General features: G+C 70.7%; 26 protein-coding genes. 17 read left to right on the top strand and 9 right to left on the bottom strand.

Annotation, left to right across the window (positions count from 1 at the left end; genetic code table 11):
• From AAW13_RS30430 to AAW13_RS30410, 5 genes are all read left to right on the top strand, one after another.
• A partial coding sequence (locus AAW13_RS30430; RefSeq protein WP_240528784.1) for a pectinesterase family protein occupies positions 1-662 on the top strand: 662 nt, incomplete at its 5' end.
• 1 nt (position 663) lies between these two features.
• A complete protein-coding gene (locus tag AAW13_RS30425; RefSeq protein WP_046727913.1) occupies positions 664-1704 on the top strand; it encodes a pectinesterase family protein in 1041 nt (346 codons plus the stop codon).
• Between the two features lie 22 nt (positions 1705-1726).
• Positions 1727-2839 (top strand): right-handed parallel beta-helix repeat-containing protein, encoded by a 1113-nt coding sequence (locus AAW13_RS30420; RefSeq protein WP_046727914.1) that lies wholly within the window; start codon positions 1727-1729, stop codon positions 2837-2839.
• Between the two features lie 99 nt (positions 2840-2938).
• Positions 2939-3736, top strand: coding sequence for an HAD family acid phosphatase (locus AAW13_RS30415; protein ID WP_046727915.1), 798 nt, complete (start codon positions 2939-2941; stop codon positions 3734-3736).
• A 129-nt stretch (positions 3737-3865) separates the two neighbouring features.
• The gene (locus AAW13_RS30410; RefSeq protein WP_046727916.1) at positions 3866-5020 is read left to right on the top strand and encodes a right-handed parallel beta-helix repeat-containing protein; all 1155 of its coding nucleotides are present in this window, start codon (positions 3866-3868) and stop codon (positions 5018-5020) included.
• A 237-nt stretch (positions 5021-5257) separates the two neighbouring features.
• Here the strand turns inward: AAW13_RS30410 and AAW13_RS30405 are convergent, their stop codons facing one another.
• Both AAW13_RS30405 and AAW13_RS30400 read right to left on the bottom strand, forming a co-directional pair.
• Positions 5258-6100 carry a hypothetical protein gene (locus tag AAW13_RS30405; RefSeq protein ID WP_046727917.1) on the bottom strand — a complete coding sequence of 281 codons (843 nt, stop codon included), beginning with the start codon at positions 6098-6100 and terminating at the stop codon, positions 5258-5260.
• The gene (locus tag AAW13_RS30400) at positions 6097-6666 is read right to left on the bottom strand and encodes a SigE family RNA polymerase sigma factor (protein ID WP_046727918.1); all 570 of its coding nucleotides are present in this window, start codon (positions 6664-6666) and stop codon (positions 6097-6099) included. Before AAW13_RS30400 ends, AAW13_RS30405 begins: the two co-directional genes overlap by 4 nt.
• Positions 6667-6852: 186 nt before the next feature.
• Between AAW13_RS30400 and AAW13_RS30395 the strand changes: the two genes are divergently transcribed.
• Positions 6853-8304, top strand: a complete 1452-nt coding sequence (locus AAW13_RS30395) for an NCS2 family permease (RefSeq protein WP_046727919.1) — start codon at positions 6853-6855, stop codon at positions 8302-8304.
• Between the two features lie 96 nt (positions 8305-8400).
• Here the strand turns inward: AAW13_RS30395 and AAW13_RS30390 are convergent, their stop codons facing one another.
• Together AAW13_RS30390 and AAW13_RS30385 are read right to left on the bottom strand one after the other, a co-directional pair.
• The gene (locus AAW13_RS30390) at positions 8401-9855 is read right to left on the bottom strand and encodes a peptidoglycan D,D-transpeptidase FtsI family protein (protein WP_046727920.1); all 1455 of its coding nucleotides are present in this window, start codon (positions 9853-9855) and stop codon (positions 8401-8403) included.
• A gap of 170 nt (positions 9856-10025) precedes the next feature.
• A complete protein-coding gene (locus AAW13_RS30385) occupies positions 10026-10799 on the bottom strand; it encodes an IclR family transcriptional regulator (RefSeq protein WP_046727921.1) in 774 nt (257 codons plus the stop codon).
• A 136-nt stretch (positions 10800-10935) separates the two neighbouring features.
• Between AAW13_RS30385 and AAW13_RS30380 the strand changes: the two genes are divergently transcribed.
• From AAW13_RS30380 to AAW13_RS30360, 5 genes are all read left to right on the top strand, one after another.
• Positions 10936-12465 (top strand): aldehyde dehydrogenase (NADP(+)), encoded by a 1530-nt coding sequence (locus tag AAW13_RS30380; RefSeq protein ID WP_071659730.1) that lies wholly within the window; start codon positions 10936-10938, stop codon positions 12463-12465.
• 159 nt (positions 12466-12624) lie between these two features.
• Positions 12625-13233 carry a DUF1349 domain-containing protein gene (locus AAW13_RS30375; RefSeq protein ID WP_046727923.1) on the top strand — a complete coding sequence of 203 codons (609 nt, stop codon included), beginning with the start codon at positions 12625-12627 and terminating at the stop codon, positions 13231-13233.
• A gap of 69 nt (positions 13234-13302) precedes the next feature.
• On the top strand, positions 13303-13806 hold the full coding sequence (locus AAW13_RS30370; RefSeq protein ID WP_046727924.1) for a GNAT family N-acetyltransferase: 504 nt from the start codon (positions 13303-13305) through the stop codon (positions 13804-13806).
• Positions 13807-13866: 60 nt separating this feature from the next.
• A complete protein-coding gene (locus AAW13_RS30365; RefSeq protein ID WP_046727925.1) occupies positions 13867-14583 on the top strand; it encodes a DsbA family oxidoreductase in 717 nt (238 codons plus the stop codon).
• 97 nt (positions 14584-14680) lie between these two features.
• Entirely contained in the window at positions 14681-15742 is a 1062-nt protein-coding gene (locus tag AAW13_RS30360) for an aminotransferase class V-fold PLP-dependent enzyme (RefSeq protein WP_046727926.1), read from the top strand.
• A gap of 83 nt (positions 15743-15825) precedes the next feature.
• Here the strand turns inward: AAW13_RS30360 and thpD are convergent, their stop codons facing one another.
• The 5 genes from thpD to AAW13_RS30335 all read right to left on the bottom strand — a co-directional run bounded on the left by thpD (position 15826) and on the right by AAW13_RS30335 (position 20296).
• Complete coding sequence (thpD, locus tag AAW13_RS30355) at positions 15826-16713, bottom strand: ectoine hydroxylase (protein WP_046727927.1); 888 nt, start codon at positions 16711-16713, stop codon at positions 15826-15828.
• 2 nt (positions 16714-16715) lie between these two features.
• Complete coding sequence (locus AAW13_RS30350) at positions 16716-17114, bottom strand: ectoine synthase (RefSeq protein ID WP_046727928.1); 399 nt, start codon at positions 17112-17114, stop codon at positions 16716-16718.
• A 31-nt stretch (positions 17115-17145) separates the two neighbouring features.
• Positions 17146-18417, bottom strand: a complete 1272-nt coding sequence (gene ectB / locus AAW13_RS30345; RefSeq protein WP_046727929.1) for a diaminobutyrate--2-oxoglutarate transaminase — start codon at positions 18415-18417, stop codon at positions 17146-17148.
• Positions 18418-18428: 11 nt separating this feature from the next.
• Positions 18429-18944: a diaminobutyrate acetyltransferase gene (ectA, locus tag AAW13_RS30340; protein WP_046727930.1), complete on the bottom strand. Its 516-nt coding sequence runs from the start codon at positions 18942-18944 to the stop codon at positions 18429-18431.
• A gap of 239 nt (positions 18945-19183) precedes the next feature.
• Positions 19184-20296, bottom strand: a complete 1113-nt coding sequence (locus tag AAW13_RS30335) for a pyridoxal-phosphate-dependent aminotransferase family protein (protein ID WP_046728008.1) — start codon at positions 20294-20296, stop codon at positions 19184-19186.
• Positions 20297-20494: 198 nt separating this feature from the next.
• Between AAW13_RS30335 and AAW13_RS30330 the strand changes: the two genes are divergently transcribed.
• From AAW13_RS30330 to AAW13_RS30305, 6 genes are all read left to right on the top strand, one after another.
• Entirely contained in the window at positions 20495-21349 is an 855-nt protein-coding gene (locus tag AAW13_RS30330) for a transporter substrate-binding domain-containing protein (RefSeq protein ID WP_046727931.1), read from the top strand.
• Positions 21346-22179 carry an amino acid ABC transporter permease gene (locus AAW13_RS30325; protein ID WP_046727932.1) on the top strand — a complete coding sequence of 278 codons (834 nt, stop codon included), beginning with the start codon at positions 21346-21348 and terminating at the stop codon, positions 22177-22179. The genes AAW13_RS30330 and AAW13_RS30325 overlap by 4 nt, the downstream gene beginning before the upstream one ends.
• The gene (locus AAW13_RS30320) at positions 22176-22949 is read left to right on the top strand and encodes an amino acid ABC transporter ATP-binding protein (protein ID WP_046727933.1); all 774 of its coding nucleotides are present in this window, start codon (positions 22176-22178) and stop codon (positions 22947-22949) included. Before AAW13_RS30325 ends, AAW13_RS30320 begins: the two co-directional genes overlap by 4 nt.
• A 149-nt stretch (positions 22950-23098) precedes the next feature.
• A complete protein-coding gene (locus tag AAW13_RS30315; RefSeq protein WP_046728009.1) occupies positions 23099-23731 on the top strand; it encodes a hypothetical protein in 633 nt (210 codons plus the stop codon).
• 5 nt (positions 23732-23736) lie between these two features.
• Positions 23737-24828: an amidohydrolase family protein gene (locus tag AAW13_RS30310; protein WP_206306293.1), complete on the top strand. Its 1092-nt coding sequence runs from the start codon at positions 23737-23739 to the stop codon at positions 24826-24828.
• Between the two features lie 157 nt (positions 24829-24985).
• Positions 24986-25927, top strand: coding sequence for an SCO1860 family LAETG-anchored protein (locus AAW13_RS30305; protein ID WP_046727934.1), 942 nt, complete (start codon positions 24986-24988; stop codon positions 25925-25927).
• Positions 25928-25953 lie beyond the last annotated feature (26 nt).

The following is a 25953-nucleotide window of genomic DNA, read 5'->3' as shown; positions in this document are numbered from 1 at the left end:
TCGCCAACGACTGGCTGCGCGCCGACCACCCCGACATCAGCGCCACCCAGGCCGTCGCCCTCAAGGTGCAGGGCGACCGGTCCGCCTTCCACCACTGCCGTTTCCTCGGCCACCAGGACACCCTGTACGCCGACACGATCTCCCTCGGTGTCTTCGCCCGCCAGTACTTCGCGCACTGCTACGCCGAGGGCGATGTCGACTTCGTCTTCGGGCGGGCGCGGGCGGTGTACGAGGACTGCCACTTCCGCACCCTGGACCGGACCGACCTGGCGGCCGCCCCCTACGGGTTCGTCTTCGCGCCCTCGACGGCGGCCGCCAACCCCCACGGCTACCTGGTGTCCCGGAGCCGGGTGAGCAGCGCGGCCCCCGACGCCGCCTACAAGCTGGCCCGTCCCTGGGTGCCCAGCTCCGACACCACGGCCCGGCCCTCGCTCGTCGTCCGCGACTCCCACCTCGGTCCCGGCATCGACGCGGCCGCCCCCTACACGAACATGTCGGCGAGCTTCCCCTGGCAGGACCAGCGCTTCGCCGAGTACCGCAACTCCGGTCCGGGCGCGGTGCTCACCGTCCCCGAGAACCGGCCCCAGCTCACCGACGAGGAGGCCGGGTCGGCGACCCGGGAGACCTGTCTCGGCGACTGGACCCCTTGGCGGGGGTGCTGACGTGCCGACCCGACGCGCACTGCTCGCCGCCGGCGCCGCGCTGGCCACGGGCTCGGCCACCGGTTTCACCCGGGACCGCCGTGTCCTGCACGTCCGCCCCGGTGACTCCGTACAGGCCGCCGTGGACGCGGTGGCCGGGCCCGGACGGACGATCGTCGTGCACCCGGGGACGTACCGCGAGGTCGTCGTTGTGCCCGCCGGCAAGGCGGAGTTGACGATCCGGGGCGCCGACCCCGATCCGCGGGCCGCCGTCATCGTCCACGACAACGCCAACGGGACCCAGCGGCCCGACGGTTCGGGTACCTACGGCACCGCGGGCTCCGCCACCTTCACCTCGGCGGCGCCGGGGCTGGTCGTCCGTGACCTCACCCTCGCCAACGACTGGCTGCGCGCCGACCACCCCGACATCACCGGCACCCAGGCCGTCGCCGCGTACCTGACGGGCGACCGGACGCACTTCGAGAACGTCCGGCTGCTCGGCCACCAGGACACCCTGTTCGCCGACACCACCGGACTCGGCTCCTTCGACCGGCAGTTCTTCCATCGCTGTCACATCGAGGGCGACGTCGACTTCGTCTTCGGACGGGCGCGGGCGGTGTACGAGCGCTGCCACTTCCGCACCCTGCAACGGGACGTCACCTTCACCCCCAAGGGCATGGTGTTCGCCCCCTCGACCGCCCGTGCCGACCCGTACGGGTTCCTCGCCGTCCGCTGCCGGTTCTCCTCCGGCGCGGAGGACGGGGCGTACAAGCTGGCGCGGCCCTGGGTGCCGACGTACGAGACCACCGCCTGGCCCTCGCTGGTCGTGCGGGACAGTCTCATCGGCCCCGGGATCGACCCCGTCGCGCCCTACACGAACATGCGGGACGCCTACCCCTGGCAGTCCATGCGGTTCGCGGAGTACCGCAACTCCGGGCCCGGCGCGGTGATCACCGTCCCCGCGAACCGGCCCCAGCTCACCGACGCCGAGGCGCTGTCGCACACCCCCGCGGCCTACCTCGGCGACTGGACACCCCTCGGACATCCGACCCGCTCACTCTGATCGACGAAAGGACCCGCACGTCATGCGTCGACTCAGCACCTTCACCGCACTCGCCGTGACCACGGCATCGCTCGGGCTCGCCGTCATGGCCACCCCGGCGCACGCGGCGACCGTCGTGGTCAGCAACTCCACCGACCTGACCAGCGCCATCAAGAACGCCACCGCAGGCGAGGTCATCCAGGTCCGCGGCGGCACCTACTACCCGACGGCCACCCTCCAGTCCACGGTCAACGGGACCTCCTCCGCGCCGGTCACGCTCACCGCGTACGGCTCGGAGACGGTCAAGATCGACGGCTCGTCGCTGCCCTCCGGCGACTGGATCTTCAAGCTGACCGCGGACTACTGGAACGTCTCCAACATCACCTTCCAGAACTCCCCGGACAGCGCGGTGGTCTGCCAGTCCTGCACCGGCACCAACTGGACCAACATCAAGACCATCGACGGCGGCGACTCCGGCTTCACGCTCACCGGCGACGGGACCGTGAACAACACCGTCAAGAACTTGGACAGCTACGGCAACTACGACGCCGCGACCCACGGCCAGAACGCCGACGGTGTCGCCGTCAAGTTCGGCTCCGGCACCGGCAACCTCGTCACCGGCGCACGGCTGTACAACAACTCCGACGACGGTATCGACCTTTGGTCGTTCTCCTCGCCGGTCACCATCGAGCACACCTGGTCCTTCGGCAACGGCGTCAACCGCTGGGGCGACTCCGCCTTCGAGGGCAACGGCAACGGCTTCAAGCTGGGCGGCAACGGCGTCACCGTCGCCCACGTCGTCAACAACTCGGCCGCCTGGGGCAACGCCGGCAACGGCTTCACCGAGAACTCCAACACCGGGGCGATCGTGATCAACCGCACCACCGCCTACGCCAACTCCGGGTGGGGCTACTACTTCGCGACCAGCGCGGCCCGCCTCGGCAAGAACCTCGCGGTGAGCAACGGCAGCGGTTCGGTCACCAAGGGCTCGTCGGTGGTCTCGGCCGGCAACAACTGGGACAGCGGCATCAGCACCCCGTCCTTCGTCTCCACGGACGCGTCGACCACCTACAACGCCCGCAAGTCGGACGGCTCGCTGCCCGCGACGACCTTCCTGACCACCGGCAGCACCACCATCGGCGCGACGATGAACTGAACCGTCCAGGGCGCTTGACCCGGTTTTTGCCCGCCGATGAGATATCGATCGGGCAACGGGTCTCGCGCCCGTCCGGGTGACGCGCGTAGAACTCGTGTCATGCATAAGTCACTTCGGATCACGGCGATCGCGGCCGCCTGTGCCGTCGCCGGCGGCGCCCTCTACGGAGCCGGTGCCGCCACCGCCGGCCAGTCGACCGCGAACTCCACCCACGAGCCCTACAACATCGGGCTCCTGGTGAAGGACATCGACACCTACTACGGCACCACCGCCGACGCCGACGGCGTGTACCAGGCGTCGCCGGACAGCCCGTACGCCAAGGACCTGGCGCGCATCGACGCGGCCGTGGAGCGCCAGATCGACAAGGCGGCGCGCAAGGCGCACCGCCACGGCGAGAAGCCCGCGGTGGTCTTCGACATCGACGACACGCTGCTGCTCAGCCTCGACTACGAGAAGCGCTACAACTACACGTACAACGGCACCACCTGGGCCGACTACGTCAACAAGGCCGACCGGCCGGGCGTCTTCGGCAGCGCCGAGCTGGTCCGGTACGCCGAGAGCAAGGGCGTCGAGGTCTTCTACAACTCCGGTCTCAGCGAGGCGCAGCGCACCGCCGCGGTCGAGAACCTGAAGAAGATCGGCGCCGACGTCAACCTCGACGCCGCGCACATGTTCCTCAAGGACAAGGCCAACCCGCCGTCCTACCTCGGCGCCTGCGCCACCCCGGGCACCTGGAACTGCACCACCGTGCAGTACAAGTCCGGCACCCGCAAGCACATCGAGCAGGACCTCGGGTACGACATCGTCGCCAACCTCGGCGACCAGTACTCGGACCTGGACGGCGGCTACGCGGACCGCACGTACAAGCTGCCGAACCCGACGTACTTCGTCTCGTAACCGGGTCGGCGGCAACCCTTTCCGGCCATGGCGGCGACTGGGAGGCAGAAACGGGCCGGGGCGGCCCCTCCGGCCCGTTTCGCTCCCCTCGTCGGCACGTCGCCACGACGTCAAGGAAAGGAACGGCCCGTGCGCTTCAGCACCGGACGCCACCGCAGGACACGTACCCTCTCGATCGCCGCGGCGGTGGCCGTCGCCGCGGGGGCGGGGGGCGTCCAACTCGGCCTGTCGAACGGCGGTGCCCAGGCCGCCACCAGCACGGTCACCGTCTCCACCACCGCACAGCTGGAGGCGGCCGTGGCGCACGCCGGCGCCGGCACCGTCATCCAGGTGCGCGCGGGCACGTACTACCCGACCGCCACCCTGAAGTCGACGGCGAGCGGCACCGCCGCCAGCCGCATCACGCTCAAGGCCTACAGCGGCGAGATGGTGAAGATCGACGGCTCCAAGCTGCCCGCCGGGCAATGGCTCACCGGGATCTACGGCAGCTACTGGACCGTCCAGGACCTCACGTTCCAGAACTCCCCGGCCCAGGGCTTCGTCGCCACCTCGTCCACGGGCGGGATCTTCAAGAACCTCGTCACCGCGAACAACGGTGACTCCGGCTTCACGCTGCGCGGCGACAACACCGTGAACAACCTCGTCCAGAACCTGGACAGTTACGGCAACTACGACAAGGCCGGGCACGGGCAGAACGCCGACGGTATCGCCATCAAGTTCGGCTCGGGCACGGGCAACAAGGTGACCGGAGCGCGTCTGTACAACAACTCGGACGACGGCCTCGACCTGTGGCAGTTCTCGTCCCCCGTCAGGATCGAGCACAGCTGGGCCTTCGGCAACGGCAAGAACCGCTGGGGCGACTCCGCGTTCGAGGGCAACGGCAACGGCTTCAAGCTCGGCGGCGGCGGTGTCGCCGTCGGGCACGTCGTCAACGACGACGCGTCCTGGGACAACACCCTCAACGGGTTCACCGAGAACTCCAACACCGGGGCGATCGTGCTGAACCGCAACACGGCGTACTCCAACGGGGAGTCCGGGTTCTTCTTCGCGACGGGCAAATCGCGACTGGCCCGGAACCTGTCCGTCGGCAACAGGGGCGGCCTTCGCACGCTCGGCTCGCGCACCGTCTCCGCCGCCAACAACTGGGACGGCGGGGTGGCCACGCCGGCGTTCAGGTCGACGGACGCGACGACCGCGTACGGGGCCCGTGGCACCGGCGGTTCGCTGCCCGTCACGACCTTCCTGACCACGGGGTCCGGCACCATCGGGGCGACCATGGACTGAGGCCGGTCCGGACCCGGGCGCACAGTTCCCCGCGCCCCTGCCGCTTCTTCTCGGGGCGCGGGGAACTGTGCACGGCCGGCCGTTCCGGACGGCATGTTCCCGGACCTCACCACCGGGGTTCGTGCCGCCGCCCTCGCGGCCGTCGGGGACGAGCCGGTCCGCCGCGTGCGGCCGGCTCGCCCGTCGGTACCTGGTCGCCGCCGGCGGGGAAAAGGTTGCCGTGTTCCCGTGAGTTCTCTACGAGTCGCCGTCGGTCGTCGTGTGGGTGGCGAAGTCGCCGGTCACGGCGTACTGCTTGCCGCCCGCGGTGCCCGTGATCGTGTAGCTGTCGTCCCCGGCGTCGCGGCCGCCCTGCTCGTGGTTGTACTGGCCCGCGAACACCCACTCGCCGACGGCGACCCCGCTGCCCGGCTTGAGTGTCCACGTGTAGACCAGGAAGCCGTCCTGCTCGGCCACCGTCTGGGTGAAGTCGGTCTCCGGCAACGAGCGCCAGGCGCCGGCGTTCGACACCCCGCCGGTCTGGGCCACCTTCAACCGCACCGTGAGGGACGTCAGCCGGCCGGTGGTCTTCAGGGTCACGTCGGACTGCGCCCAGAAGTCGTTGCTGTGCGGGTCCACCGAGCCGTCCGACCACAGCGGGCCGTCCCGCTCGCCCTTGGCGACGGGCGCGGTGGCGGTGGCCCTCGGGGAGGAGGGCGTCGAACTCGGCCTGGAGGAGGCCGACGTCGAGGATGTGGCCGGCGGCGGCGGGGCCGCCGAGCGGGACGGCGGGCGGCTGGTCGCGTCCGGGGACCCGGAGGGCGTCGGGGAGACCGCCACCGTCTTCTCGGTGGGGGTGGGCCGCACGGCCGAGGCGACCGCGTAACCGCCGACGCCGAGGACCGCGGCGACCGCGGCCGTGGCGCCGACCACCCGGAGCCAGCCGAACACCGGTGGCAGGGTGGCGCGGTGGCCGGGCCGGTCCCGCGCGGTCATGCCCCGCTCGATCCGGGCCAGGACACGGGCGCGGTCGGGTTCGTGTGCCTCGGCGGCCTCGTGCAGCCGGGCGCGCAGCTCGTCGTGCACGTCCTGCTGCCTCATCGGTTCCTTCCTCCGCTCTGGCCGGCGCGCGGCGCCATCACCGCGTGCACCCGTTGCGGAACACCCTGCCCGCCGAGCAGCTTCTGCAACTCGGCCATCCCCTTCGACGTCTGGCTCTTAACGGTACCCACCGAGATCCCCAGGGCGAGCGCGGTGTCCTTCTCCGACAGGTCGAACGCGTGCCGGAGGACCACACACGCCCGTTTGCGGAAGGGCAGGCGGCGCAACGCGCCCTGGACGTCCACCACTCCGGCGATGTCCGGGTTCTCGGTCCGTTCCTCGCGGTGCGACCAGAACAGGGCGACCCGGCGGCGCTCGCGCACGGCGCTGCGGATCCGGGTGCGGGCCAGGTTGGCGACGACGCCCCGGGCGTAGGCCACGGGGTGGTCGGCCGCGCGCACCCGGTCCCAGCGGTGCCACAGCGCCAGCAGCGCGTCGGCCGCGAGATCGTCGGCGGCATCGGCCTGGCCGGTCAACAGATAGGCCAGCCTGGAGAGTTCGGCGTAGTGGCGTTCGAAGAAGGCATGGAACTCCACGGAGGCGGCGTCGTCGACGACTGTGCCCACGTGTGACCTCCGAAGGAACGTTCCGGCGAGATGCGGAGCGTAGCAGTGATCATTTGGTGTGCTTCTTGCGGGGGTTCGGTGCGTGGGTCCCATTCCGTAACACGAGGAAAACCTGAAACCGGTTCGACGCGGGAACAATCCAGCCAGCATCCGCACACCTTTGATCAGCCGACGAGGAGTACGACCATGTCCGAGACGCAGAAGGCGGACCCGCCGCAGAGCGCCGCACCACCTGCCGGGAACGGCGTCGACCGGTTCTTCCGGATCACCGAACGGGGATCCACCTTCGGCCGTGAGATACGCGGCGGCTTCGCCACGTTCTTCACCATGGCCTACATCCTCGTCCTGAACCCCATCATTCTCGGCAGCGCCAAGGACAAGTTCGGCCACACCCTCGACACCGGCCAACTCGTCACCGCCACCGCGCTGGTGGCCTGTGTGATGACGATCATCATGGGTGTCGGCGGCAACCTCCCGCTCGCCATCGCGGCCGGCCTCGGACTCAACGCCGTGGTGGCCTTCCAGCTGGCGCCGCTGATGAGCTGGTCCGACGCGATGGGCCTGGTCGTCCTCGAAGGCCTGCTGATCTGTGTGCTCGTCGTGACCGGGCTGCGCGAGGCGATCATGAACGCGATCCCGCAGCAGCTGAAGCAGGCGATCGGCGTCGGCATCGGGCTGTTCATCGCCTTCATCGGCTTCGTCGACGCGGGCTTCGTCAGCCGGATCCCGGACGCGGCGGACACCACCGTGCCGGTGCAGCTGGGTGCGGTCGGCAGGCTCACCGGCTGGCCCGTACTGGTCTTCTGCCTTGGCGTGCTCCTGACCATCGCGCTGGTGGCCCGCAAGGTGAAGGGCGCGATCCTGATCAGCATCGTCACCATGACCGTGGTGGCGATCGTCATCGACTCGGTCGCCGACATCAAGAGCTGGGGCCTGACCACGCCGAAGGTCCCGGACAAGATCGTGGACGCCCCCGACTTCGGGCTCATCGGTCACTTCAGCCTGTTCGGCGGCTTCGCCAAGGCCGGTGTCCTCACCGCGGTCCTGCTGGTCTTCACCCTGATCCTGTCCGACTTCTTCGACGCCATGGGCACGATCGTCGGCATCAGCGCGGAGGCGGGGCTGCTGGACGACCAGGGGCAGGTGCCCGGTATCGGGCGGGTGCTGTTCATCGACGGCGCGGCGGCGGTGGCCGGCGGCCTCGGCTCGGCCTCCTCCAACACGGCCTACATCGAGTCGGCGGCCGGGGTGGGGGAGGGGGCCCGCACCGGGTTCGCCAACCTGATCACCGGCGGGCTGTTCGGACTCGCGCTGTTCCTCACCCCGCTGCTGACGATCGTGCCGCTCCAGGCGGCCGCGCCCGCGCTGATCGCCGTGGGCTTCCTGATGATGACCCACGTCAAGCACATCGAGTGGGACAGGTACGAGATCGCGATCCCGGCGTTCCTGACCATCGCCGCGATGCCGTTCACCTACTCGATCACGGACGGCATCGGGGCGGGGTTCCTGGCGTACGTCGTCATCAAGGCGGTGCTGGGGAAGGCGAAGGAGGTCAACTGGCTGCTGTGGGTGGTGTCGGCGCTGTTCCTGGTGTACTTCGCGATCGATCCGGTGGAGCAGGTGCTGGGTGTGAAGTAGGAGGTGGGGCGCGGGAGTGCGTCGTCGGCCACGTGTTCGCCGTGGCTGGTCGCGCGGTTCCCCGCGCCCCTGAAGCGGCGCTTCAGTTCGGGGCGCTCACTTGAGAGCCGCTTCCATCATCGCCTTCGCCACCGGGGCCGCCAGGCCGTTGCCGCTGACCTCCGACCTCGCGGCGTCCGACTGTTCGACCATCACCGCCACCGCGACCTCCTTGCCGGTGCTGTCCGACTTGCCGTACGCCGTGAACCAGGCGTACGGCGTCTTGCTGTTGTTCTCGCCGTGCTGGGCCGTGCCCGTCTTGCCGCCCACCGTGACGCCGTCGATCCGCGCGTTCGTGCCCGTGCCCTGCTCGATGACCGTCTGCATCGCGGACTGGAGCTGCTCGGCCGTCGAGGAGCTGACGATCTCCTTCGTGCTGGTGTCGTCGTCGTAGTTCTTGAGCACGTCGCCGCCGCTGTCGGTGATCTGGGAGACCATGTGCGGGGAGACCAGCTTGCCGCCGTTGGCTATGGCCGCCGAGACCATGGCCATCTGGAGCGGGGTAGCCGTGACGTCGAACTGGCCGATGCCGGAGAGACCCGTCTGGGCGCGGTCCATGTCCTTGGGGTAGACGCTGGCGTAGGCCCGTACCGGGACGTCCAGCTTCTCGTCGTTGAAGCCGAACTTCTCGGCCATCGCCCGCACCTTGTCCTGGCCCAGGTCGACGGCCATCTTGCCGAAGACGTTGTTGCAGGAGTACTGGAGGGCCACCCGGATCGGGGCGTTCTCGCAGGGGGCGGACGTGCTCTCGTTCCGCAGCGGGGTCGTGGTGCCCGGCAGGGTGTACGGGATGGGGCTCACCGTCTTGTCGTCGACGTTCTTGTAGAGCCCGTCCTCCAGCGCGGCCGCCGCGACCACCAGCTTGAACGTCGAACCCGGCGGCAACGGCTGGCGCAGCGCCCGGTTGGTCAGCGGCTTGTCCGCGTCGGCGATCAGCGACTTCCAGGCCGCGCCGGCGGTGTTCGCGTCGGTGAGCGTGTCCGGGTCGTACGACGGGGTGGAGACGACCGCCAGGATCTTCCCGGTCTTCGGGTCGATCGCGACCGCGCCGCCCTTCTTGTCGCCGAGCGCCCGGTAGGCCGCCTTCTGGACGGCCGGGTCGATCGTCGTGATCACGTTGCCCGGGTCGGCGCGCTGCCCGGTGACCGTGTCCATCACGGATTTCAGCCGGTTGTCGGTGCCGTTGAGCAGGTCCTGGTAGATGCCCTCCAACTGGGTCGGGGCGTAGCTCTGCGAGGCGAAGCCCGTCACCGCCGCGTACAGCTTGCCGTTCGTGTACGTGCGCTTGTACTTGAGGTCGCTGCCCGACGTCCGTGCCGAGCCGGTGATCGAGTCACCGGCCACGATGATGTTCCCGAGCGGCTGCGAGTACGTCTGGATCGCGTTCCGCCGGTTGTCCTTGTCGTCCGCGAGTGCCTGGCCGTCGTAGAACTGCACCCATGTCGCCCTGCCCAGCAGAACGAGCACGAGCAGCAGTGTGAAGACGGACGCCCGCCTGATCGTCTTGTTCATCCCGCTCGGACAGACGAGTGAGGACCGGGTGTCCGTTCCCGATACAACGAAATTCTCATCGTCCGCTCATCCGGACGGGGCCGCGACCGACGGGGCCGGAGCCTACGGGGTCGCGACCGACGGGGCCGGAGCCGGCGGGGTCAAAGCCGGCGGGGTCAGAGCCGACGGGGTCAGAGCCGGCGGGTCGCCAGGGTCAGCCGGTCCCGGGCGTCGAACAGGGCGTCCTTGATCATCTGCTCGTGGGCGGGGGTGAGCCGGGCCACCGGGACCGAGCAGCTGATCGCGTCCCGGGCCGGGGTGCGGTACGGGATCGCCACCCCGAAGCAGCGCAGCCCGAGGGTGTTCTCCTCGCGGTCGACCGAGAAGCCCTGCTCGCGGATCTGGTGCAGCTCCTCGATGAGCTTCTCGCGGTCGGTGAGCGTGTGCTCGGTGAGCGCCGGCAGCGTCTCCGGCAGCAGCTTGCGGACCTGCTCGTCGGTGTGGGTGGCGAGCAGCGCCTTGCCGAGGGAGGTGGAGTGCGCGGGCAGCCGGCGGCCGACCCGGGTGAAGGGACGCAGGTAGTGCTGGGACTGGCGGGTGGCCAGGTAGACCACGTTGGTGCCGTCCAGACGCGCCAGGTGGATGGTCTCCGTGGTGTCGTCGGAGAGCCGGTCCAGGGTCGGGCGGGCCGCCGCGACCACCTCGTCGCCGTCGATGTACGACGTGCCGACCAGCAGCGCCCGCACCCCGATGCCGTACCGGGTACCGGTCGCGTCCGTCTCCACCCAGCCCAGCTCCACCAGGGTGCGCAGCAGCATGTAGAGGCTGGACTTGGGATATCCGACGGCCTCCTGGACCGCCGCGAGGGAGTGCATACCGGGCCGGCCCGCGAAGTACTCGAGCAATTCAACGGTCCGCACCGCGGACTTGACCTGCGCCCCGCCGCCTGTCTCGCCTGCCGACATCGCCCTTGACCCCTTCGTTGGACGGAAATAATCTCCAACAGCATATTCATCATCAGAGACAGCGTTCAGTATATCGAACATCCCTGGTGAATGACCCGGATACTGCGGCAGAACGCAACTCATGGAGGGACCCGCGGTGGCAGCAGCACCAGTCTGGAGTGTCGACCCGCGCACCGGGAAGCAGCGTGAACAGGTTGCGGTCGAGGCCACAGCCGAAGAGGTGGACGCCGTCGTCACGGCCGCGCACGCCGTACGCGGCTCCCTCGCCGACCGCACCGTCCGCGCGGCCTTCCTGCGCTCGGCCGCCGCCGGACTCGAGGCGGCCAAGGACCGGCTGGTCGAGGCCGCCGACGCGGAGACCGCGCTCGGCCCGGTCCGGCTCACCGGCGAACTCGCCCGTACCGCCTACCAGCTGCGGGCCTTCGCGGACATCGTCGACGAGGGCGCCTTCCTCGACGTCATCATCAACCACCCCGATCCCACGGCCACCCCGCCCATCCCGGACCTGCGCCGCTACAAGGTCCCGCTGGGCGTCGTCGCCGTCTACTCGGCCTCCAACTTCCCCTTCGCCTTCTCGGTCGCCGGCGGTGACACCGCGAGCGCGCTGGCCGCGGGCAACCCGGTCGTCGTCAAGGCCCACCCCGACCACCCGGCCCTGTCCGAACTGGTCGCCAGGGTGCTGCGCCGGGCCGCCGCCGAGCACGGGATCCCGGAGGCCGTCGTCGGTCTCGTGCACGGCTTCGAGGCCGGCATCGAGCTGATCAGGCACCCGCTGGTCGCCGCGGCCGGCTTCACCGGTTCGGTCCGCGGCGGGCGGGCGCTCTTCGACGCCGCCGCCGCGCGTCCGGTCCCGATCCCCTTCCACGGCGAACTGGGCTCCCTGAACCCGGTCCTGGTCACCGAGGCCGCGGCCGCCGAGCGCGGCGGCGAGATCGGCACCGGGCTCGCCGGGTCGATGACGCTGGGCGTGGGCCAGTTCTGCGTCAAGCCGGGGCTGGTGCTGGTGCCGTCCGGAGCCGCCGGTGACGGACTGGTCAAGTCCCTCACGGACGCGGTCAGCGACACCGACGCGGGCGTGCTCCTCGACCACCGGATGCGGGACAACTTCATCGCAGGGGTCGCCGAGCGCGCCGAACTCCCCGACGTGGAGAGCCCGGTGACGCCCGGTGCGGGCGGCGAGCACACCGTCAGCGCGGGGTTCCTCTCGGTCGCGGCGGACAAGCTGGCCGAGGCGGGCGCGTACGACCTGCTCCTGGAGGAGTGCTTCGGGCCGGTGACCGTGGTGGCGCGTTACGAGGACCGCGACGAGGCGACGGCGGTGCTGTCCCGGCTGCCGGGCAACCTCACGGCGACGGTCCACGTCTCCGCCGAGGAGGCCGCGGGGGAGGGGCTCGGGGCGGAGATCCTCGCGGAGCTGACGCCACTGGCCGGCCGCGTGCTGGTCAACGGGTGGCCGACGGGGGTCGCCGTGGCTCCGGCCCAGCAGCACGGTGGGCCCTACCCGGCGACCACGTCCACGTCCACCTCGGTGGGGGGTACGGCCATCGAGCGGTGGCTGCGGCCGGTCGCCTATCAGGGGGCGCCGCCGGCTCTGCTGCCGGCGGAGCTGCGCGACGAGAATCCGCTGGGGCTCCCCCGGCGGTTCAACGGGGTGCTGGAGCGGTAGGGCCGTGCGGGTGCGGGTGCGGGTGCGGGTGCGGGTGCGGGGTACGGGGTGCGCCGCGGGACGACGGTTCGTCGTGGTCGCTCGCGCGGTTCCCCGCGCCCCCTCGGGGGCGCTGCTGCCCCTGCCCGAGTCGAAAAGTTCTGCTGACACAATCTGACCATGGACCTGGAACTTCCCGAACTTCCCTTCCCGCTCCGTACCTACGGGCCCGACGGGCACTGGTTCTATGAGGACGGGGTGCTCACCGGGTGGGCCGGGGCCCGTCAGGACCGGTTCGTGTCGCCCACCGGGGAGGCGCTGGATCCCGCCTCCGACGCGCCCCGGCTGCTCGGGGCGCCCGAAGGGGACTTCCAGCTGATCGCCCGGGTCACCGTGGGCTTCGGTGCCGCCTTCGACGCCGGCGTGCTGTACGTCCATGTCGGCGACCGCGCCTGGGCCAAGCTCTGCCTGGAGAACTCCCCGGACGTGCCCACCGTCTGCACGGTGGTCACCCGGGGGCACTCCGACGACTCCAACTCGTTCACGGTGGAGGGGAGTTCGGTCTGGCTGCGGATCAGCCGCACCGGCCGGGCGCTGGCCTTCCACGCCTCTCGCGACGGCCGGAAGTGGACCTTCGTGCGGCTCTTCACGCTCGGCGGCGAGAAGGAGACGGAGGCCGCGCTGGTCGGCTTCATGACCCAGTCGCCGCTGGGCGAGGGCTGCGTGGTGACGTACGACCACATCGAGTTCAGGACCGGCTGGCCGGACGATCTGCGCGACGGAAGCTGAGGGACCGGGGGTACCCCCGGCCGAAGGCTGGGGCGGAACCGGCACGGGGCCGGTCTCGTCCTCACTTGCATGATCAGTGACCGAGTGCAAGGACCCCGTGTCATCCGGACCGCGCTGGCCGCCGAGGCGGAGAAGATCGCCGCGCTGCATCACCGGGCCCGGTCGACGTACTACCCGGACGGTCTGCCGGACGACGGCATCGACTGGACGGCCGCCTGGCGAGGCGCCGTGGAGCGCCCCGACGGCCACGTGCTGTGCGCGGTCGAGGCGGGCGAGATCATCGGCGTCGCCTCCTTCCGCGCCCCCGAGGGCGGCCCGGCGGAGACGGTCAAGCTCTACCAGTTCCATGTCGACCCGGACCGCTGGCGGGCCGGGATCGGCCGGGCCCTGCACGCCGCCTGTGTGGAGCAGTGGCAGGCCGACGGGAAGCGGACGGCCGTCCTGGACGTGCACGTCGACAACCACCGGGCCCAGGCCTTCTACGCCCGCCTGGGCTGGCTGCCGGACCCGGCCGAGCCGCCCGCCGAGGGCGACCACCACCTGTACCTGCGCTACGCGGTGGACGGGGAATGAAGCGCACTGGTTGAAGGTTCAGGTACTGGAAGACGTCTCACTACCTGGAGAGCCGAAGACATGCGCGTCGAGATCTGGAGCGACATCGCCTGCCCGTGGTGCTACGTGGGCAAGGCCCGCTTCGAGAAGGCGCTCGCCGCCTTCCCGCACCGCGACGAGGTCGAGGTGGTGCACCGCTCCTTCGAGCTGGACCCCGGCCGCGCCAAGGACGACGTGCAGCCGGTCCTCGCCATGCTCGGCAAGAAGTACGGCATGAGCGAGGCCCAGGCCCAGGCGGGCGAGGACAACCTGGGCGCGCAGGCCGCCGCCGAGGGCCTGGACTACCGCACCCGGGGCCGTGACCACGGCAACACCTTCGACCTGCACCGGCTGCTGCACCTCGCCAAGGAGCAGGGCCGGCAGGACCAGCTCGTCCAGATCCTGTACCGGGCGAACTTCGCCGAGGAACGCTCCCTCTTCAGCGAGGGCACCGACCGCGTGGTCGAGCTCGCGGTGGAGGCCGGACTGGACGAGGCGGCCGTGCGCGCGGTGCTCGCCGACCCCGCCGCCTATGCCGACGAGGTCCGCGCCGACGAGCGCGAGGCCGCCGAGCTCGGTGCGAACGGGGTGCCGTTCTTCGTCCTCGACCGGAAGTACGGCGTCTCGGGCGCCCAGCCCGCCGAGGTGTTCACCCAGGCGCTCAGCCAGGCCTGGGGCGCGCGCTCCCCGCTCCAGCTCATCGACGAGGGTGGCGCCGAGGCCTGCGGTCCGGACGGGTGCGCGGTTCCGCAGCACTGAGAAACCGCAGGTCAGGGCGGACGCATAAGCGATCCTTGGCGGGTCCTGTAAGAACTCCGCAATGGACGGGGGGTGCCTCGGACCGCAGAGTGGACCCATGGAGACCACGGAGACGTTCGAGAGCCTCGTCCGCGCCGAGTTCACCCCGAAGAGCACCTACCTCAACACCGCCAGCAACGGCCTGCTGCCCGCCCGTACCGTGGCCGCCCTGCACGAGGCGGCCCTGCTGCGGGCCGAAGGACGGCCGCTCACCTCGCTGTACGAGGACGTGGAGGCGTGCCGGGCCGCCTACGCCCGGCTCGCCGGCGTCCCCGCGACCAGGGTCGCGGTGGGCGCCTCGGTCGCCGCGCACACCGGTGTGATCGCCGCCTCGCTGCCGGCCGGCGCGGAAGTCCTCACCGCCGAGGACGACTTCACCTCCGTACTCAACCCGTTCCACGTCCGTGGCGACCTCAAGGTCCGTTCGGTGCCGCTGGAGCGCGTCGCGGAGTCGGTGCGCCCGGGCACCGCCCTGGTCGCGGTCAGCGCGGCCCAGTCCGCGGACGGCCGGATCGCCGACCTGCCCGCGCTGCGCGAGGCCGCCCGCGCCCACGGGGCCCGCACCTACGTCGACTTCTCCCAGGCCGCCGGCTGGCTGCCGATGGACGCCGACGCGTACGACTTCACCGCGTCCGTCGCCTTCAAGTGGCTGCTGGGCCCGCACGGCGCGGCCTTCCTCGTGGTCCCCGAGGACTTCGGCGGGCTGACCCCGGTGCTCGCGGGCTGGGTCGCGGGCGAGGTGCCGTGGGACAGCTGTTACGGCCCGGTCACCGAACTCGCCCACTCCGCCCGGCGGTTCGACCTCACCCACGCCCTGTTCACCTGCGCCGGCCTGCGCCGCTCGCTCGACCTGGTCGAGGAGCTCGGCGTGGCCGCCGTGCACGCCCACGACGTGTCCCTCGCCGACCGGTTCCGCGCCGGGCTCGCGACCCTCGGACGGGAACCCGTGCCCGCGCCGGGCTCGGCGATCGTCTCCGTCCCCGGGCTCGGCGGCCGGCAGCCCGAGCTGAGCCGGGCCGGCATCGAGATCTCCAACCGGGCCGGCAACCTGCGCGCCGCCTTCCACGTCTACAACACCGCCGCCGACGTGGACCGCCTGCTCGACGCGCTCACGGGCTGACCGGCACGGCCCGGGGGCCGCCACGGCGGACGTGGCGGCCCCCGGGGCCGGACGCTGAGCTCAGGACGCGCTCAGGACGCGCTTCAGCGGATCGGTGTGAAGTCCCGTGCGCCGATGAACTCGGGCCTGCGCACCGGGGCCGCGAAGGGTTCCACCGCCGCGTTCTCCACGCTGTTGAACACGATGAACACGTTGCTGCGCGGGAACGGCGTGATGTTGTCGCCGGAGCCGTGCATGCAGTTGCAGTCGAACCAGGTCGCCGAACCGGCCCGGCCGGTGAACAGCTTGATCCCGTACTGCGAGGCCATCTCCGTCAGCGCCTCGTCGGAGGGCGTGCCCGCGTCCTGCATCTGAAGGGACTTCTTGTAGTTGTCCTCGGGCGTGGCGCCGGCACAGCCCAGGAACGTCCGGTGCGAGCCCGGCATGATCATCAGGCCGCCGTTGGTGTCGTGGTTCTCGGTCAGGGCGATCGAGACGGACACCGTGCGCATGTTCGGCAGGCCGTCCTCGGCGTGCCAGGTCTCGAAGTCCGAGTGCCAGTAGAAGCCGCTGGCCCCGAACCCCGGCTTGACGTTGATCCGCGACTGGTGGACGTACACGTCCGAGCCGAGGATCTGCCGGGCCCGGCCGACCACCCGCTCGTCGTGCACCAGGTTCGCGAAGACCTGGCTGATCCGGTGCACCTCGAAGACCGAGCGGATCTCCTTGGACTTCGGCTCCACGACGGAGCGTTCGTCCTCCCGGATCGCCGGGTCGTCGACCAGCCGCTCCAGCTCCCGCCGGTACACCGCGACCTCGTCGTCCGCGAGGAGCTGGTCGATGGCGAGGAAGCCGTCGCGCTCGAAGGCCTCCAGGTCGCCGGTGGCGATCGGCCCGGCCGCACCGGGCGCCGACCAGACGACGGGGTCCTTGCGGGGTACGGAGACCTCGGCCGGGCCACGGCTCGGGTACAGGTCGGTGATCGTGGTCATGGTCAGCCCTCCTCCGTCAGCAGCGGGTAGACGCCGTTCTCGTCGTGGTCCTCCCGGCCGGTGACCGGCGGGTTGAACACGCAGATGCAGCGGAAGTCCTCCTTGACGCGCAGCGTGTGCCGCTCGTGCCCGTCGAGGAGGTACATGGTCCCGGGCGTGATCGTGTACGACGTCCCGGTCTCGCGGTCGGTCAGCTCGGCCTCGCCCTCGACGCAGACGACGGCCTCGATGTGGTTGGCGTACCACATCGACGTCTCCGTGCCGGCGTACAGGATCGTCTCGTGCAGCGAGAAGCCGACCCGCTCCTTGGCGAGGACGATGCGGGTGCTCTCCCAGGTACCCGACGCGGACTTCACATGGCGGTCGGTGCCTTCGAATTCCTTGAACGATCGGACGATCACGGTGGTGTACAGCCTCCTTGCTTGATCCTGGTCAGGCGGTTTCCCGGACGGCCCGGGCGAGGATGCTCAGCCCCTCGTCCAGTTCCTCCGGGGTGATGGTCAGGGCGGGCAGCAGCTTGACGACCTCGCTCTCCGGCCCCGACGTCTCGATGAGCAGACCGAGCTCGAAGGCGCGTTTGGCGATCCGCCCGGCCCGCTCCTTGTCGTGGAACTCCAGGCCCCACACCAGGCCCCGGCCCCGGTACTCGCGCACGTCGGCGAGGTTCTCCTCGACGATCGCGATGAGCCCCTGCTCGACCTGCTCGCCCTTGGTCCGGGTCTGCTTCTCCATCGCCGGGCCGTCCGCCCAGTAGGACTCCAGGGCGGCCGCCGCGGTGACGAAGGCCGGGTTGTTGCCCCGGAAGGTGCCGTTGTGCTCGCCCGGCTCCCACACGTCCAGCTCGGGCTTGAACAGGCAGAGCGACATGGGCAGCCCGTACCCGCTGATCGACTTCGAGACGGTGACGATGTCGGGGACGATGCCGGCCTCCTCGAAGGAGAAGAAGGCACCGGTGCGGCCGCAGCCCATCTGGATGTCGTCGACGATCAGCAGCATGTCCTGCCGCTCGCAGAGCGCCTTCAGCGCGCGCAGCCACTCGGGCCGGGCGACGTTGATGCCGCCCTCGCCCTGCACGGTCTCCACGATCACGGCGGCGGGCTTGTTGAGTCCGGACCCCTGGTCCTCGAGAAGCCGCTCGAACCACAGGAAGTCCGGCACGGTCCCGTCGAAGTAGTTGTCGAACGGCATGGGCGTGCCGTGCACCAGCGGGATCCCCGCGCCGGCCCGCTTGAAGGCGTTGCCGGTGACGGCCAGCGACCCGAGGGACATCCCGTGGAAGGCGTTGGTGAACGACACGATCGCCTCGCGCCCCTTCACCTTGCGGGCGAGTTTGAGCGCCGACTCCACGGCGTTGGTGCCCGTCGGCCCGGGGAACATGACCTTGTACGGCAGGTCACGCGGGCGCAGCACCAGGTCCTGGAAGGCCTTCAGGAACGACCGCTTGGCCGTGGTCGACATGTCGAGGCCGTGGGTGACCCCGTCCCGGTCCAGATAGTCCAGCAACGCCCGTTTCAGCACGGGGTTGTTGTGGCCGTAGTTGAGCGAGCCGGCGCCGGCGAAGAAGTCGAGGTACTCGTGTCCGTCCTCGTCGTACATGCGGCTGCCCCGGGCCCGGTCGAAGACGGTCGGCCAGCCACGGCAGTAGCTGCGGACCTCGGACTCCAGGGTCTCGAAGACGCTCAGATCAGGCTGGGTGATGGTCACGGCGGGGCTCCTCAGTGCGATGTGGGGGTCAAGGGGCCTATGCGGTACAGGACTTCGGGGTCGTGCGGACCGTCGGGGAACTCGTCGGCCTCGAACAGCACCGTGCGCTCCACGGTGGCGCCGTGCCGGGCGGCGTACGAGGTGAACAGCCGCTCGGAAGCGGTGTTGCCGGGGCTGATCGTGGTCTCGACGGCGGTGAGCGGGCGTTCCGCGGCCACCCGCGCCGTGAGTCCGTCGAGCAGTCGTGCGGCGACACCGCGCCCGCGCTGCGCGGCGTCCACGGCCACCTGCCAGACGAGCAGGGTGTCCGGACGGTCCGGCCGGCTGTATCCGGTCACGAACCCGACGGGCTCGCCGTCCGCGCCGCGGGCGACCGCGGAGGTGTCGGCGAAGTCCCGGCACCACAGCAGATAGCTGTACGAGGAGTTCAGATCGAGGTTTCCGGAATCCCTGGCGATTCGCCATAGAGCGGCGCCGTCGATCACCGAAGGGCGGTCGACGATCAGGTCTGCTTGTGGGGCAGTCATGCGGATTGAATTTAGCGAGGCAAATGCAAAAATGCACGGCAGGAGGGCTGGCCGCCCGATCCTGCCGTGCCGCTATGTCCAGATATGCCCCGCCACAAAACGGGCATATAGCCAGTGTTTGTGGAGTGTGTCACAGGGTTGAAACCTGGACGAAATTCCATCCGTTTAGCTCCGCAAAAAGCGGGCAGAAGAACTCGGGTAAGCCATCCGCGGAAAAGTAATTCGGAATTGCTTTGAATTCAGGCCCCGGTAACACCGTCGACACGCTCCACCGCCCGCCGGGCCCCCTCCGGGTCCACCGACAGCCCACGCTTCGCGAGTTCCGCCCCGATCGCGGCAAGGCTCGACCGGACGGCGTCCGCCGTCGCGTCCGCCCCGTAGTGGTTGACCCGGATCATCTCCCCGGCCAGCGCACCCCCGCCCGCGGCCAGCGGCAGCGTGGCGTCACCCGCCAGGGCCCCGGCGACCACCTCCGAGGCCACCACGCCCGGCGGCACCCGCAGGGTCGTCGCCACCGGCGCTGCGTCGGCCTCCTCGTACACGTACGGTTCCAGGCCGCCGCCCAGCGCCACCGCCCCGGCCCGGGTCGCCAGCGCGGCCGAGCGGTGCCGGGCCATCACGGTCTCCGGGCCGTCCGCCTCGATCCGCGCCAGACACGCCTCCAGGGCCAGCATCTCCAGCTGTGCCGGCGCGTGCAGCAGCACCTTGCGGCCGCCGTCGACCCAGCGCTCCTTCCAGTCCAGCAGGGAGAGGTAGGAGCGGCGCGGGGCGTTCGGGTTCGCCGCCATCCGGGCCCAGGCCCGCTCGCTCACCGACACGGCCGACACCCCGGCCGGGCCGCCCATCGCCTTCTGTGCCCCGATCACGCACAGGTCCACGCCCCAGGCGTCCGGCAGCACCGGCTCGGCGCCGACCGAGGCGACCGCGTCGAGGTAGAAGAGGGCGCCCTGCTCCCGCACCGCCTCGCCGATCTCCGCGACCGGGTTGGTGTTGCCGGTCGCGGCCTCCGCGTGCACCAGGGACACGAAGTCGATCTCCGGGTGCTCGGCGAACGCCGCCCGGACCTGCGCGGCCGTCACCGCCGTGTGGAACGGCACCGCCAGGTCGATCACGGTCGCGCCGCAGTCCCGCAGCCAGTTCCCGAAGGTCTGCCCGTAGGGGCCGGTGATCACGTTCAGCGCGGTCGTGCCCGGTCCGGCCGTCGCGCGGATCGCGCCTTCCAGGGGCAGCAGCGCCTCGCCCTGCATGATCACGACGTCCTGGCGGGTATCCATCAGCCGGGCCACCCGGTCCTCGATCGCGGCGAAGTGCGCGGCGCTCAGCGGGGGCAGGTCGAGGAAGGGGTGGGTCACGGCGGTGCTCTCTTCGCTCACGGACGGGCAGATCAGGACGAGCGTAACGGGCGGGTGCCGTCCCCCTCTGACCGGCGACTTCTCAGGTCGCCCGGCCCCACGACCAACGGTTTGATTTGAGAGAGCCAAACATCTCCTTATAATCGGAACCCGCAGAACCGGAATCCACAGCTCCATCACAGACTCACGGGAGGTCTCGTGACCACGCTCCCCGGGCACCGCCGGGCTCGCGCCCTGGCCGCCGTCACCGCCGCGGCCGGGCTGGCCCTCGTGGCCGGCTGCACGTCGAGCGGCAACGGTTCCAGCGCCTCCAGGACCGCAGCCGGCGGGGTCGAACTCGTCAAGGCCGGTCAGCTCACCACCTGCACCCACCTGCCGTACCCGCCGTTCCAGTCGGAGATCGACGGCAAGGTGCAGGGCTTCGACGTCTCGATGGTCGACCTGGTCGCCAAGGACCTCGGCGTGAAGCAGCAGATCCTGGACACCCCCTTCGAGAACTTCAAGACCGGCGCCTTCCTCAACTCCGGCGAGTGCGACCTGGCCGCGGCCGGCATGACGATCACCGCCGAGCGCAAGAAGAACGTCGACTTCTCCGACCCGTACTTCGACGCCACCCAGGCCCTCCTGGTCGCCAAGGGCAGCGGGGTCACCTCGCTCGCCGACGCCAAGGCCAAGAAGGTGAGGCTGGGCGCCCAGGCGCAGACCACCGGCGAGGACTACGTCAGGAAGCAGGGCTTCGACCCGGTCTCCTTCGAGTCCTCCGACGCCGTCCTCAACGGCCTGCGCACCGGTCAGGTCAAGGCCGTCGTCATCGACTACCCGGTGGTCCAGGGCTGGCTCAAGGACAAGGCCAACGCGAACGCCTTCCAGCTCGCCGGCAACATCAACACCGGTGAGCAGTACGGCTTCACGGTGAAGAAGGGCAACACCAAGCTGCTCGCCGCCGTCAACAAGGCGATCTCCGACGCCAAGGCGGACGGCACGTACCAGAAGCTGTACGAGAAGTGGATCGGCCCCTACGACGCGAAGGCCGCGTCCCCGGCCGCCTCATGACCACCGCGGACACGGAACTCCAGCCCCGCAGGAAGGGCCTGAGCAGGCGTCGGAAGCGCAGCCTGGCACGCGGCGCGCAGTACGTCGTCTTCGTCGCCGCCGTGATCGCCTTCGCGGTCGGCGCCGACTGGGGACGGCTGCGGAACCAGTTCGCCCAGTGGGACATCGCCCGCCGGATGTTCCCGGACGTCATCACGCTGGCCCTGAAGAACACCGTGCTCTACACGCTGTCCGGCTTCGTCGTCGGACTGGCCCTCGGCATGGTGATCGCGCTGATGCGGCTGTCGTCGGTGGGCCCCTACCGCTGGCTGGCCGGCCTCTACATCGAGATCTTCCGCGGCCTGCCCGCCCTGCTGATCTTCATCTTCATCGGGGTCGCCGTCCCGCTGGCCTTCCCCGGCACGGAGATCGTCGGCGGCACCTACGGCAAGGTGGCCCTCGCGCTCGGCCTGGTCGCCGCCGCCTACATGGCCGAGACCATCCGCGCGGGCATCCAGGCGGTCCCCAAGGGGCAGCTGGAAGCGGCCCGTTCCCTCGGCTTCTCACCCGCCCGCGCCATGGTCTCGATCATCATCCCGCAGGCGTTCCGCATCATCCTCCCGCCCCTGACCAACGAGTTGGTGCTCCTCTTCAAGGACTCCTCCCTGGTCCTCTTCCTCGGGGTCACCCTGGAGGAGCGCGAACTGTCCAAGTACGGCCGCGACCTGGCCAGTACGACCGCCAACTCCACGCCGATCCTCGTCGCCGGCCTGTGCTACCTGCTGGTCACGATCCCGCTCGGCTTCGTCGTGCGCCGCATGGAGGCGAAGGCCCAGGAGGCCGTGCGATGAGCCGACCCGAGATCCAGGTGAAGGGGCTCCACAAGTCCTTCGGCGACAACGAGGTGCTGCGCGGCATCGACCTGGAGATCGGCCAGGGCGAGGTCGTGTGCGTGATCGGCCCGTCCGGCTCCGGGAAGTCGACCCTGCTGCGCTGCGTCAACCTGCTCGAAGAGCCCACCAGGGGCCAGGTCTTCGTCGGCGGTACCGAGCTCACGGACCCCGACGTCGACATCGACGCCGTCCGCCGCCGCATCGGCATGGTCTTCCAGCAGTTCAACCTCTTCCCGCACCTCACGGTGACCGAGAACCTCACGCTGCCGCAGCGCCGGGTGCTCCGCCGGGACAAGGCGCAGGCCGCCCGGGTCGCCGCCGAGAACCTCGAACGCGTCGGCCTGTCCGAGAAGGCGGACGCCTACCCGGCCTCCCTCTCCGGCGGCCAGCAGCAGCGGGTGGCCATCGCCCGCGCCCTCTCCATGGGCCCCGAGGTGATGCTCTTCGACGAGCCGACGTCCGCCCTCGACCCGGAGCTGGTCGGGGACGTCCTCGCGGTCATGCGGATGCTGGCGGACGAGGGCATGACGATGATGGTCGTCACCCACGAGATGACCTTTGCCCGCGAGGTCGCCGACCGGGTCGTCTTCATGGACGGCGGGGTCGTGGTGGAGGACGGCGACCCCGACCAGGTCATCGGCCGCCCCACGCACGCCCGTACCCGCCACTTCCTGTCCCGGCTGCTCGACCCTGCCATGGCCCAGGTGGAGGAGGAGTCCTCGGACTAGGGAGCACGGCGAAGCCCCGTAAGGGGCGCGGGGAACCGCGCGATCGGCCACGACGGCGCCGCGGCCGACCGACGGCCCTCCCGTCGCCTCCAGCGGAGCGCCCGGGCGGCCGGGGCGCGGCTGTCAGTGCCGTGTGCGAGGGTTCGGCCATGAACGCACAGCACACGGAACTCGGTTGGGACGAGACCGTCGCCCTCTTCGAGCGGCGGGCCCTGCCCGAGTCGTCGTACGAGAACCTCTACGAGGAGTCCTACGACGTGCACTCCGGCCCGCTCACGATCGCGGGCGATCTCGACCTGGACCTGGAGGCCACGGCGCCCGCGGGCGCCGGCCTCGTCGTCGACGGCGACCTGACCGTCGGGGGCAGTGTCGTCAACGTCGACGACGGCTGCCCGGCGCTGGTCGTCCTCGGCGATCTGCGGGCGGCCAACGTCTTCCTGGAGGGCGACGCCAAGCTGCTGGTCCTGGGCAGCGTCACCGTGGACGCCTTCATAGGCAGCATGACCGACAAACTCGTGATGATCCACGGCGATCTGCGCGCCAAGGTGACCGTCCTGTCGGGCGAGTTCAGCCCCGACCTGGTCGGCGGCACCCTGCACGGCGCGGTCGTCGCGCCCGCCTACCTCGACCTGGCCCAGGACGTCGACCCGGCCGCGGTGCTCGTCCCCGAGGTACTGCGCGCCGACGGGGAGGACGACTGGCGCTCCTTCGACGCCCCCCGGGTGCACGGCGGCCGACTGCTGAGCCGTATCGATGCGGGGCTCCCCGTCGCCCTAGGCTGAGGCCCATGAGCGATCAGGCGGTGCTGCACGTGAAGGGCAGGGTCCTCGTCGGGCCCGAGGACGTCCGCGACGAACTGTGGGTGGTGGGCGGCCGTGTCTCCTACGACCGCCCCGCCGGCGCCCGTGACGTCCGGACGGTCGCGGGCTGGGCACTCCCCGGCCTGGTCGACGCCCACTGCCATGTCGGCCTCGGCCCGCACGGCCCCGTCGACGCGGCGACCGCCGAGAAGCAGGCGCTCACCGACCGCGAGGCCGGCACCCTCCTGATCCGCGACGCCGGATCGCCCTCCGACACCCGCTGGGTCGACGACCGCGAGGACCTCCCGAAGATCATCCGGGCCGGCCGGCACATCGCCCGCACCCGCCGCTACATAAGGAACTTCGCCCACGAGATCGAACCCGGGGACCTCGTCGCACACGTCGCCCAGGAGGCCCGGCGCGGCGACGGCTGGGTCAAGCTGGTCGGCGACTGGATCGACCGCGACCTCGGCGACCTCGCCCCCAGCTGGCCCCGGGACTCCGTCGAGGCCGCGATCGCGGAGGCCCACCGGCTCGGCGCCCGGGTCACCGCGCACTGCTTCGCCGAGAACTCCCTCCAGGACCTGGTGGAGGCCGGCATCGACTGCGTCGAGCACGCGACCGGCCTGACCGACGACCTGATCCCGCTCTTCGCGTCCCGTGGCGTCGCGATCGTCCCGACCCTCGTCAACATCGCCACCTTCCCGCAGCTCGCGGCGGGCGGCGACGCCAAGTTCCCACGCTGGTCCGCCCACATGCGCCGGCTCCACGAGCGCCGCTACGACACCGTCCGCGGCGCCTACGACGCCGGCATCCCGGTGTACGTCGGCACGGACGCCGGCGGCAGCCTCGCCCACGGCCTGGTCGCGGACGAGGTCGCCGAACTCGTCACCGCCGGCATCCCGCCCCTCGACGCGCTGGCGGCGACCAGCTGGGCGGCCCGCGTCTGGCTCGGCAGGCCGGGCCTGGAGGAGGGCGCACCGGCGGACCTGGTGGTGTACGAGAGCGACCCGCGCGCCGACGTACGGGTGCTCGCGTCCCCCCGGCGGGTGGTGCTGAACGGGCAGGTCGTCGAGTAAAGGAACGGCTGTGCCCGCGGCTTCGAATAGGTGCACGGAAAGTCCACTATTGAGTGAAGTGACGCGGGATTGCCGCCCGTTCACCCGTAGTGCGTAATTCTTGGCGGGTCCCGAGCACGTTTCCTCTGGGGGTCCCACCACCTTGAACACCTTCCGTATGCCCGCACGCCGTCTCGCGACCGTCGCGGCGGCCACGGTCCTCGCCGCCGGTCCCGCGGCCCTGGCCGGCGCGGGCACCGCACACGCGACCACCGGCAAGGGCCACGCGAGCGCGGCCGTCCTGCGCACCGGCCTCGACGTCTCCCTCATCGGCCGGACCGCGCACGTCCCGCTCGCGGTCGCCCTCAACGAGGTGCAGGCACCGCGGAGCGCCGACCGGACCGCGCTGACCGCCACCCTCGACGGAGTGGACGGCGGCAGGCCGTTCCACGTCCTCGGCGCCGAGGCCGCCTCCGCGAAGGCGACGGTCTCCGACGGCCGCGCCGAGGCCTCCGTCCACCTCACCCACGCCCGGCTGCACCTGCCCGGCCTGCCCCTGCTGTCCCTCGTCGAACTCGACGCGGTCACCTCCAAGGCCACCTGCGCGGCCGGCAGACGCCCGGAGGCCACGTCGAACGTGCTCGGTGCCGTCACGGTGCTCGGCAAGCGCGTGACGCTGAGCGCGACCGGCCCCACCGACGTCGAGGTGCCCGACCTCGGCGAGGTCCGCCTGGACTTCGCCAAGGCCGTGACGGCATCGGGCCGGGCGGCCGCCAGCGCCCTCGAACTCACCGTCTCCGTCAACCCGTTGAAGCTCAACGTGGCCGACGTGAAGGGCACCCTGACCCTGGCGAAGGTGACCTGCGAGACCCCACAGGCCCCGGCGTCCGACCCCACCGGAGCGTCCGGCTCCACCGAAGCGGCGGGCCCCACCGGAGCGGCCGGCCCCACGGACCCGCCGAGTCCCGTGACCGACATCAAGCCCCAGAGCGCCCCGGCACCGAAGACGAAGCTGGCGGAGACGGGCGGCAGTTCGATGACGCCGTACCTGGCGGGAGGAGCGGTGGCGCTCCTGGTCGCGGGCGGCGGAGCGGTGACTCTGGTCCGACGCGGGCGCTAGTCGGCTCAGCGGCGCCAAGGGTACCC

This window comes from Streptomyces humi, assembly GCF_001005085.2.
In the GTDB taxonomy this organism is placed as follows: Bacteria; Actinomycetota; Actinomycetes; order Streptomycetales; family Streptomycetaceae; genus Streptomyces; species Streptomyces humi.
The sequence above is the reverse complement of the archived record's forward strand: the minus strand, read 5'-3'. Positions and strand labels throughout refer to the sequence as shown.